The 2522-nt window shown below is 59.4% G+C and carries 1 protein-coding gene and 2 pseudogenes; 2 read left to right on the top strand and 1 reads right to left on the bottom strand.

The window, feature by feature from the left end:
• Positions 1 to 338 precede the first annotated feature (338 nt).
• On the top strand, positions 339 to 770 hold the full coding sequence (locus P3T43_RS35545) for a hypothetical protein (protein ID WP_429285653.1): 432 nt from the start codon (positions 339 to 341) through the stop codon (positions 768 to 770).
• 351 nt (positions 771 to 1121) lie between these two features.
• Positions 1122 to 1886 (top strand): annotated as a pseudogene (istA, locus tag P3T43_RS35540) (IS21 family transposase); the annotation flags it as partial.
• A gap of 76 nt (positions 1887 to 1962) precedes the next feature.
• Here istA and P3T43_RS35535 read toward each other — a convergent pair.
• Positions 1963 to 2439, bottom strand: a pseudogene (locus P3T43_RS35535) (ATP-binding protein); the annotation flags it as partial.
• Positions 2440 to 2522: the final 83 nt, after the last annotated feature.

The following is a 2522-nucleotide window of genomic DNA, read 5'->3' as shown; positions in this document are numbered from 1 at the left end:
GCACTGAAGTACCGTTCCCCCCGGGAGTTCCGGCGAACCGCTGCATCATCAACTTAACGGTGTCTGCGTGTCCTGATTTACAGGGGCAACTCCAGCGAGTGTTAGCCTGCACCACCGGTCGCGAGAAGGTGGTATTCGGCACTGTGCTGCTTGGCCGGACTAATATGGCGGAGGTGCTGGCAGCGCCATGGGCATGTTCATCAACAACTTACCTCTGCGCCTTGATCTGGATGGCACTGACATCGAGACCAGCGTGCTGACACCAGACCCATAACCGGCTCACTGAACTGCTTGCACATGAACATGCGCCACTCTCACTGGCTCAGCGATGCAGTGGTGTGGCTGCATCTGCGCCACTGTTCAGCGCGGTACTGAACTATCGCCACAATCCTATCGAGTCAGTTGAAAATGCTCACGCCCTTGACGGGATCAGATTCCTGGAAGCAGAAGAGCGCACCAACTACCCTTTTACCCTGTCAGTCGAGGACTTCGGGCAAGCTCTAGGTCTAACCGCACAAGTGGTCCGGCCCTTCCCAGCTGAGCGCGTATGTGCCTATATGCAGCAGGTGCTCCATCAACTGGCTGATGCGCTGGAATGTGCGCCGCACACCCCGGTACGAGAACTCGCCGTGTTGCCATCCAGTGAGCGCGAACTGCTACTGCAGACCTGGAACCGTACCGAGACCCCGTACCCGGCAGAGCAATGCATTCATGAACTGTTTGAGCAGCAAAGCACAGCCAACACTTGCGGGGCGACCCGATTCGTTTGAACTGCCTCCAGATTCGACTGCGATTCATGTGCAAAGCACACCTCCACGGCCGGCGGCTAACGATCGCGAACTGCGTATTTCGGCGAAGCCGAACAGTGATTTCGGTTGAAGTCGAACAGGGTTTCCGGAGGAAGGTGAACACCCGTTTCGCTCGAAGTCGAACAGTATCGGAGAATTCCGGAATCGCTGTTCGGCGTTCCGAAACGCGTGTTCATCTTCCCGAAATCGGTGTTCAGGTCGCCGAAATGCGTGTTCGGTGGACCGAAACGTAAGGCGCGGTTTCGGTTGGCGGTACTGCGGATGGCTCAATCGGCCGGCGGTTAAGGTGACTCCTTTTGGGAGAAACCGACGATGCCGGCTCACCGGACGACCATGCGCAAAATAAAAGATGTGCTTCGCCTGAAATGGACCTGTAATCTGTCTCACCGGCAGGTGAGCGGCGCGCTCGGCGTCGGGCTCGGTACCATCACCCAATACCTGCAGCTTGCCGCCTCCGCAGGCCTGGACTGGGCAAAGATCGAGCCGTTGTCCGAGGCGGAGCTGGATCGGTTGCTCGTCAACGGCGCCGTTCCGTCGACGGCCGCAGGCAAGCGCATAGAGCCTGACTGCGCCTGGATTCACAGGGAATTGCGCCGCAAAGGCGTGACGTTGCAGTTGCTGTGGGAAGAGTACGTCGGCGCGAACCCCGGCCAGAAGACCTTGCGATACACGCAGTTCTGCCAGCGATACAAGGACTGGGCCCAGACGTTGAAGCGGTCGATGCCCCAGCAACATTACGCCGGGGAGAAACTGTTTGCCGACTTCGCCGGGCAAACGGTGTCGATTCTCGATCGTGCCGGCGGTGTTGCGTTCAAGGCGCACATCTTCGTTGCCGTGCTCGGCGCATCGAATTACACGTACGCGTGCGCCACGCGTTCGGAAGCGACACCCGACTGGATCGGCGGCCTCATTGACGCGATGGAGTTCTGCGGCGGCGTGCCAAGGCTGCTTGTGCCCGACAACCCGAGGGCACTGATCTCGAACGCCGACCGCTACGAACCCACGCTCGGCCTGACCACGCAAGACTTCGTGAGCCATTACGGTACCGCGATGCTGCCCGCGCGCCCGCTGTTGCCTTTCGCCGTAAAGGAGCCGAGTGTTTTCGGCGTAATGGCGCCAGCGAAAGGCGCCTGATTCGGGGCTCGAACTGGGATCAAGAATCCTTGTTTTTACCTCCTTTCGCAAGTGCTGATTTGTTGCTCTCGGGCATCGGGCGTGGAACACGGTAGCTCTCGCCGTCGAGCACGACGCGGTACGCGGCATGTCGCAGGCGATCAAGCGTTGCGGCGCCGAGCATTTTGTTGGTCGCGAACGCATCACCCCATTCCGTAAAATCAAGATTGCTGGTCAGGACGGTCGATGTACGTTCGTACCGTTCGGCGATCAGATCGTGGAAGTCTTCATCTTCGGGCGTGCGCATGGGTTTCAGTCCGAAATCGTCAATGATGAGCAGTGGCACCTTGGCAAGCGCCTGGAAGCGCCGTTCGTAGGAGCCGACAGCCTGTGCGTTGCGCAGTGCGCCGAGAAGCCGGGTCTGGGTCATGAACAGGACATCGTGCCCCTGCCGGGCGGCCGCATGGCCTAGTGCCTGCGCCAGATGGGATTTGCCCGTTCCACACGAACCCGCAACACACTGCCCATTGTCATCACGATGATGTGGTCATCCGCTATCCATTTCACCCCCGCTTTGGCGAGCGGATAACCGTCATCGGA

It is taken from the genome of Paraburkholderia sp. GAS41, assembly GCF_050436545.1.
GTDB lineage: Bacteria > Pseudomonadota > Gammaproteobacteria > Burkholderiales > Burkholderiaceae > Paraburkholderia.
This window is presented reverse-complemented; position numbering and strand designations above follow the sequence as displayed.